Genomic DNA, 7,656 nt, shown 5'->3' on the forward strand with positions numbered 1-7,656 from the left:
TTTTCATCTACATCATAAGACGATTTCAGGCTTTGTAAATACTGAATATGTGACTAATTACAAATTATTTGAGAATCATAGAGGAGATGAATCAATAAAAGCGTGCTCGGGTTAAGGTGTGTTTTATTCAGTCAATCTTTGTCTATTTAATTGTTTAGCTTAATAAAAATAAAAAAGCCAGAATTGAATTCTGGCTTTTGCATCAAGAGAACAGTTAGTTATTGTGGACGTGCCACATCACCACTTAAAGCTTCAGGCAATTCAAGAACTTGTACGTCTAGCTCAGCCAATGCTTCAGGTTTGGCAACCACTAAAGCTTGATAACCTTCATCTGTACCAATGCTATTGACCACTTCGACGTCATTGTGCAGCTTGGTCGCAACAGCAGGTGCTTCGCCTGTACCTTGAATCACATGCAACCAGTGTTTTGGCTTGGCTTTAAACCATAAGCGAGCAATCACTTCCTGACCCAGATAACAACCTTTGTCATAGTGAATGCCTTCACGTTGATGCAGACGCAATTCCTGTGGCTGGAACAGGGTCGCAGTAGCTGCCTGAATCCAGGCCTGACCTGAGGTAATGGCTTGCTGTTGCCAAAGTATAATATCCGTTTCAGTTTCAAAAAAATCAGTCTGGATATCATTGATAACTGGATAAACCGGGCCAACCTGTTCCTGTTTCATTTTTGAAAAAGCGCCAAACTTTTTAATATGGCTGGCCAGTTCTGCTGCCTGATCTTCAGGGCTGACAATTTCAAAGCTTTCCGGATTAATTTTTTTCAACCAGATACCAAACTGGATACGTCCTTTCAAGCTACAGATCGCTGTATAGCGAGTCAGGTTTTCAGCCAGTGTTTCGACATTTAAAGTGACTTGACTCTGAAGGAATTTTTGCGCATCTACTCCATTCAGCGTAAATAAGGTAAAAGCAGGAGATGTTGCCATGATCAGCCTCAGTTTGAATACTCAAAATCAATCAAGCTATTGTGCAGCAAGCATTTAATAGAGGCAAACAAAAAAGCCAACAATCGGGATCGTTGGCCTTTTCAGGAGTGTCTAATTAGTGATGATGAGACGAGGTTGGGAGAGGTGAATCACAAGGGAATTTGCCTCCACAGACCCGTACCGTTTCCATCATGCCCTGATCTTCATGATCGAGGATATGACAGTGCTGTACAAAATCGCCTTCAAATTTCTTGTAGTGGCTTCGAAGAATAAATTTATAGTTCGCTTTGATAAATAGGGTATCCTTGAATTGTCCTTTCATACCACGATATTGCACATCATCTGTATCATTATCGTCAGGCGCTAATTCACTCACATCAACTTCTTTGGATTCGCCATTAGGGCCAGTGACAGTTTTTAAGATTTTAACAATCTGGAATGGATTAACATGAATATGGAAAGGGTGGCCACCGAAAGCTTCGGTCGTCAGTTCCCATTCATCCGCCTGCCCAATTTGTAACTGACGTACATATTCACGATCCGGATCTTTGGCATGTGTCCGACCGACTGATCCTTCGCCATCAAATGCATCTCCAAAACTGAGTAAGTCACCATCTTCTTTATGGCGAAAGCCAAATTTAAGGCCATTTGCGAAAGCCAGTTCAAATTTACTGTACTGTTTTGGTCTGGAAGCGACCAGCTTGTCAATTGCTGGAGTCATCAATGACGGATGATCAGTAAAGGCAGTAAGATCAAGTTTGGATAACTGAGTCTGAATTTCTTTGCTTAAACCAATTTTTTTAGCTCGCTCTTGTAGGAACTGGGCAGGAGTCTGTGCTTTTGTCTTGCTTGCCTGTACATTGACCCATCCCAGTAGTTGAGCATTGAAAGGATGGTTCGGAGCTAGTTGAGGGGTAATTTGACCCGTTGGGATCGGTGCATTCACTTCATCCTCAATATTTAATTTGGAGTCATAAATGCAGTATTTGTTGGTGGTTGGGAAGGTGACCATTGCATCATGACGATAACCAGGCTGGAACACAGACAGTGTTCTGCGCTGTACCTGAGTCATGGTCAAACCATCTTGAGCAATCGTATAAACAGGTAAGCTTTTTAAACTCTCATTAAACTCTTTTGGATCTGCTTCCTGATATGCCAGACAGGATTTAAGGGTGTTTGCGGCGCTAAATTTACTGGAGTTTGGCAGTTCTTTAATAATCAAACCAATGGTGTCGCGTACACCACCATGAATCATGCGCCAGCGATTAAAAGTATTCTGTTCAACTTTGATCTCTCCTAAAACTTTACCATTGATAGACGTATAAAAGTTCTGGCCGGCCCAAGAGCCAGGATTAGCGATATCTGTATAATCTTCCAGTAATCCTAAGCCTTTACCTTCGCAATTGTTAGGAATATCGAATTTTACATCCGGGTCAGGGTTAGAGCATCGATATTGAATTTGCTGGAATAGCAGGATGTTTTCATTTGGATAGCTATTTTTTTCTTTCCATAAAATGTCCATATCGCCTGTTTCAGTGACTTTGCCATTTTTTACTTTTGGTGTTCTTGAGCCTTCTACAATTAATGGGCCTGCCATACCGCTCGATACCTGAATAGCTGTTGAGCCATGCAGATGGGCATGATACCAGTAGGTTCCTGCCGGATGATTCGGCTCCATTTTGTACTGATAGTCAAATTTTTCCTGAGGTTTAAATTTCAGGAAAACATTATCACTATTGCCTTGAGGGCTTACCCAGAAGCCATGGGTATGCAAGTTAGTAGTATTAAAGCAATGTGGATCGTTCACATTATCCACTTTGTCTGGGCAGGTGGCTTTCTGTTCAGGTGGAAGCTGGTTATTTAGGTTAATTTTCAGGGTTTCACCTTGTTTGACCCGGATCTGCGGACCGACTAAAAGGTCTTCAACAGACTCTCCAGCTTTTTTCTTGTTAAACAAGCTGGCATTAGTGAGATAACCTCTGACGAACAGTTGATCCCAGGTACTATTTCTCGGATTGTAAATCTTGCCGGTTTTATAAGCGACGATTAGTTCATGGGTGCCTTTGGAATTTTTTTGCAATAGTGGCGGATTGCTAATCAATGTATCGGGTGTTGTTGGAGAAGGTTGTGGGTTGTTGGGATTATTGGGAGTGGTTGGTGGGTTAGGGTTGTTGGGAGTTGGCGGTTTAGGATTGAAAGGATTTTTACCTCCATTCCAGCTTGCTGCCAGTACAGCGATCACTGCAGCAACGATACCGATAATGGCGAGTTGTATCATTGTAATCACCCTTATGTGCTTTTGTGATGAGTGTTGTTGTGAAGTAATTCGAGGGTAGATTTACAAAGTTGAGATACAGACTGTTATCACCAAATTAGGGGGAAGGCGACAGATGGTAGGCTGAAATGACGTGTATAAAGTATTTTAGAAAGGAATGTATTTCATAAGCCCCTGTTTATGCATAAATGCCTTATAAATATTTAACGTATTTCTAAAATTGTAAGAAAGTCTTAAAAAATATATGGAATTGAGAATGTAACTTATTTCGGGGTATGTCGAACCTGAAAAATGATTTTTTTCGCCTAAACTCATCGAGCCATATCTGCAATGAAATTTACTATTTTTGGCTAAGAGCTACGCTTAACACTGAAATAGAAAACATAAATTCAGCTTTTTATTAAATGAGCTATTTCTAAAATTGAAAGATTCTAAGCTTTGATTTCATATGAAATTTATCCTTAAACAGATTCCAAGAAATCGATTATTTTTTATGCGGTTATTAACACATCATACTAAAGAATGAGACCGATTTAGGTCAATTTTTCAGAAAAAATGCAATTTAGAGTCAAAATTCTAAAGTATGGGTCATAAATCTCGGTAAAAATGCCATTTTTATTATTTAAGTTTTTGAAAATTATAAGATTTGGGGAATGGGCTTTCGACGGCGTACAATGCCTTTATTAAAAAACAAGTCATCAAGATATTTTGATGAATAAAAAGAGTAATGAAAGAGGGCAGGCAAGCTATGAACAATAACTACCGGAAACCGCTGCAAGGTACCCAGCTGGAATATTATGACGTGCGACAAGCTGTAGAAGATATTCAGCCAGGCGCATATGCCAAACTTCCTTATACGTCTAAAGTACTGGCCGAGCAGCTGGTACGCCGTTGTGAGCCTGCGATTTTAGAACAGTCTTTACGCCAATTGATTGAGCGTAAACAGGAACATGATTTTCCTTGGTATCCGGCGCGTGTAGTGTGTCATGACATCTTAGGGCAAACAGCACTGGTCGATCTTGCCGGTCTGCGTGATGCGATTGCCGATCAGGGCGGTGATCCCTCTAAAGTTAATCCAGTGGTTCCAACCCAGCTGATTGTCGATCACTCATTAGCAGTAGAATACGGCGGCTTTGACCCAGATGCATTTGAGAAAAACCGTGCAGTAGAAGACCGCCGTAATGAAGACCGTTTCCATTTTATTGAATGGACCAAAACTGCGTTTGAAAATGTCGATGTGATTCCTGCTGGTAATGGCATCATGCACCAGATCAATCTGGAAAAAATGTCACCGGTGATTCAGAACCGTGATGGCGTGGCATTCCCAGATACTTGTGTCGGCACAGACTCTCATACCCCACATACCGATGCACTGGGCGTGATTTCAGTCGGTGTTGGTGGCTTAGAGGCTGAAAATGTGATGCTGGGTCGTGCATCTTGGATGCGTCTACCGGATATCATCGGGGTAGAGCTGGTTGGACAACGTCAACCAGGCATTACAGCGACGGATATCGTACTGGCTTTAACTGAATTCCTGCGTAAAGAACGTGTGGTTGGTGCTTATCTGGAATTCTTCGGTGAAGGCGCGGACAGCATGTCAGTCGGTGATCGAGCCACGATTTCTAACATGACCCCGGAATATGGTGCAACTGCTGCTATGTTCTATATCGATCAAAATACGATTGATTATCTGACGCTGACTGGTCGTGAATCTGAACAGGTGAAACTGGTTGAAACTTATGCCAAGGAAATTGGTCTGTGGTCATCAGAAATGACTCAGGCAGAATATCCACGTGTATTGCGTTTTGACTTGTCTACCGTAACTCGTAATATCGCGGGCCCATCGAATCCGCATGCACGTGTATCAACGTCTGATCTGAAAGAAAAAGGTATTGCAGGTGTGGTAGAGAACCGCACTGATGGCTTGATGCCAGATGGTGCAATCATCATCGCGGCGATTACCTCGTGTACCAATACGTCTAACCCACGTAATACCGTGGCAGCGGGCTTATTAGCGCGTAAAGCTAATGAGCTTGGCCTGGTGCGTAAACCTTGGGTGAAATCATCATTTGCGCCAGGTTCTAAAGCAGCAGCATTGTACTTGGAAGAGGCAGGTGTACTAAAGGATCTGGAAAAACTAGGCTTTGGTATCGTGGCGTATGCATGTACCACCTGTAACGGCATGTCGGGTGCGCTTGATCCGAAAATTCAGCAGGAAATTATAGACCGTGACCTGTACGCGACAGCGGTATTGTCGGGTAACCGTAACTTCGATGGCCGTATCCATCCTTATGCGAAGCAAGCCTTCTTGGCATCTCCACCCTTAGTGGTCGCGTATGCGATTGCCGGTACGATCCGTTTTGATATTGAGAAAGATGCACTAGGCACAGACAAGGATGGCAATCCGATTTACCTGAAAGACATCTGGCCATCGGATGAAGAAATTGATGCTTTGGTAAAAGAATCAGTCAAGCCAGAACAGTTCAAGAAAGTTTATATTCCGATGTTTGATCTAGGTGAGCGTGAGAAAGCTGCAAGTCCGCTGTATGACTGGCGTCCGCAAAGTACCTATATCCGCCGTCCGCCATATTGGGAAGGAGCTTTGGCTGCACCACGTACCCTTGCGAATATGCGTCCTTTAGCAATCCTTGGTGATAACATTACCACCGATCATTTATCTCCATCGAATGCGATTGTGTTGGATTCGGCAGCGGGTCAATATCTGGTGAAAATGGGCTTGCCTGAGGAAGATTTCAACTCTTATGCAACGCACCGTGGCGATCACCTGACTGCACAGCGTGCAACTTTGGCAAATCCAAAGCTGTATAACGAGATGGTGGTACGTTCTGACGGCACCATTAAGCAAGGTTCTAAAGCGCGTGTAGAGCCGGAAGGTGAAGTGATGCGTATGTGGGAAGCGATTGAAACCTACATGAACCGTAAGCAACCGCTCATCATTGTTGCAGGTAAAGATTATGGTCAGGGTTCAAGCCGTGATTGGGCTGCAAAAGGCGTGCGTCTAGCAGGGGTGGAAGCCATTGTTGCAGAAGGATTCGAGCGTATTCACCGTACCAATTTGGTGGGTATGGGCGTTTTACCGCTTGAGTTTAAAGCGGGGACTGATCGTAAAACTTTAGCTTTAGATGGTACAGAGCTGTATAGCGTGATTGGGAACATCGCGCCACGTTCGACGTTGACTTTAGTCATTGAGCGCTCAACTGCTGATGGTAAAAATCAGATCATGGAAGTGCCTGTCACCTGTCGTTTAGATACTGAAGAAGAAGTGTCTGTGTATGAAGCGGGTGGGGTGTTACAACGCTTTGCGCAGGATTTTTTGGAAGGGAATGTTTAATTAAATCCACCCCAACCCTCCTTTGAAAAAGAAGGGTTCCGCCCTTTTCTTGTGCCATATATGGCTCAGGGCTAGGGGAGATTAAAGTTATTGATATTGTTGTAAAAAGACCCTATTTTAGGGTGGGGTCTTTTGTTTGGTGAAGTAATGTTTTTTTATATTGATGAGAGTGGGCATACAGGTAATAATTTATTTGATAGAACACAACCATATTTATATTATGGTGTTATAAGCTCCTCGGTTAATTTAGATATTTTGGCGTTAGAAGAAATTTCAAAAATTAAAAGAGAACTTGGCGTTGACCGTTTGCATGCTGCAGAATTGGGTGAGTTTAAATTAGCTGAATTAAGTGAATATTTAAAAAAAGTATCAAAAAAATTTTCATTAGCATTTGATTTTTATAGGGTGAAAAAAGAAGACTATCCTGTTATATGTTTTTTTGATCAGGTCTTTGATCAGGGAATTAATCCTGCAATGACATGGTCAGGTTATTGGACACCATTAAGGTATGTATTATTAGCAAAATTAAACTTTCTTTTTACTCATGAACTAAAAAAATTAGCGTGGGAAGCAAGGCTGTGTTCTAGAGATCATGAGGCTGATAAGAAGGTTATATACATTTGTGAGCAATTAATCAGTCAGTTAGGACGATTAAATGACTATAGATCGAGGGAGTTGTTTTTAGATGCCCTTACTTGGGCAAAAAATAATATAAGAGAGTTAAATTTTAATGCTAAAACAAAGAGAGAGAGAAATTTCATTTCTCCAAATTTAATTGGATTCCAAGCAGTTTATTGGGGCATAAATAAACGAGCAAAGAAGAAAAAGAAAAAAGTCTTAGGCATCATAGTAGATCAGCAAGATCAATTTAATACATCACAGGATTATTTATTACAGGTTTATAGAAATGCACAGGGATTTTATTATCCGCATGATTGGGGACTAGGTGGTATGGATTATAGAAATATACCTTTAACTATCCCAAAATTTCAGAGTTCGAAAACTTCTGTTGGTTTAGAGCTTGTTGATATTTATTTATGGTTATTTAAAAGATTTTTAGATCATAAACGGCTTTGTTGCACAAA

Annotated in this window: 4 protein-coding genes; 2 read left to right on the top strand and 2 right to left on the bottom strand. The window is 41.6% G+C overall.

What is annotated here, in order from left to right:
• Window positions 1-218: 218 nt before the first annotated feature.
• Together B3Q46_RS07135 and B3Q46_RS07140 are read right to left on the bottom strand one after the other, a co-directional pair.
• Complete coding sequence (locus B3Q46_RS07135) at window positions 219-944, bottom strand: YgfZ/GcvT domain-containing protein (RefSeq protein WP_286714049.1); 726 nt, start codon at window positions 942-944, stop codon at window positions 219-221.
• 115 nt (window positions 945-1,059) lie between these two features.
• Window positions 1,060-3,222 carry a multicopper oxidase family protein gene (locus B3Q46_RS07140; RefSeq protein ID WP_286714050.1) on the bottom strand — a complete coding sequence of 721 codons (2,163 nt, stop codon included), beginning with the start codon at window positions 3,220-3,222 and terminating at the stop codon, window positions 1,060-1,062.
• Between the two features lie 745 nt (window positions 3,223-3,967).
• Between B3Q46_RS07140 and acnD the strand changes: the two genes are divergently transcribed.
• Both acnD and B3Q46_RS07150 read left to right on the top strand, forming a co-directional pair.
• Window positions 3,968-6,571, top strand: coding sequence for a Fe/S-dependent 2-methylisocitrate dehydratase AcnD (gene acnD / locus B3Q46_RS07145; protein ID WP_286714051.1), 2,604 nt, complete (start codon window positions 3,968-3,970; stop codon window positions 6,569-6,571).
• 132 nt (window positions 6,572-6,703) lie between these two features.
• Window positions 6,704-7,656: DUF3800 domain-containing protein (locus tag B3Q46_RS07150; RefSeq protein WP_286714052.1), on the top strand; the 953-nt coding region annotated here is incomplete at its 3' end.

Origin of the sequence: Acinetobacter sp. UBA2581 (genome assembly GCF_002339435.1) — a bacterium.
Classification (GTDB): domain Bacteria; phylum Pseudomonadota; class Gammaproteobacteria; order Pseudomonadales; family Moraxellaceae; genus Acinetobacter; species Acinetobacter variabilis.

Excerpts from the sequence above, each read along its gene's own strand:
- B3Q46_RS07135 (WP_286714049.1), bottom strand. The coding sequence starts at position 944 with ATGGCAACATCTCCTGCTTTTACCTTATTTACGCTGAATGGAGTAGAT.
- B3Q46_RS07140 (WP_286714050.1), bottom strand. The coding sequence starts at position 3,222 with ATGATACAACTCGCCATTATCGGTATCGTTGCTGCAGTGATCGCTGTA.
- acnD (WP_286714051.1), top strand. The coding sequence starts at position 3,968 with ATGAACAATAACTACCGGAAACCGCTGCAAGGTACCCAGCTGGAATAT.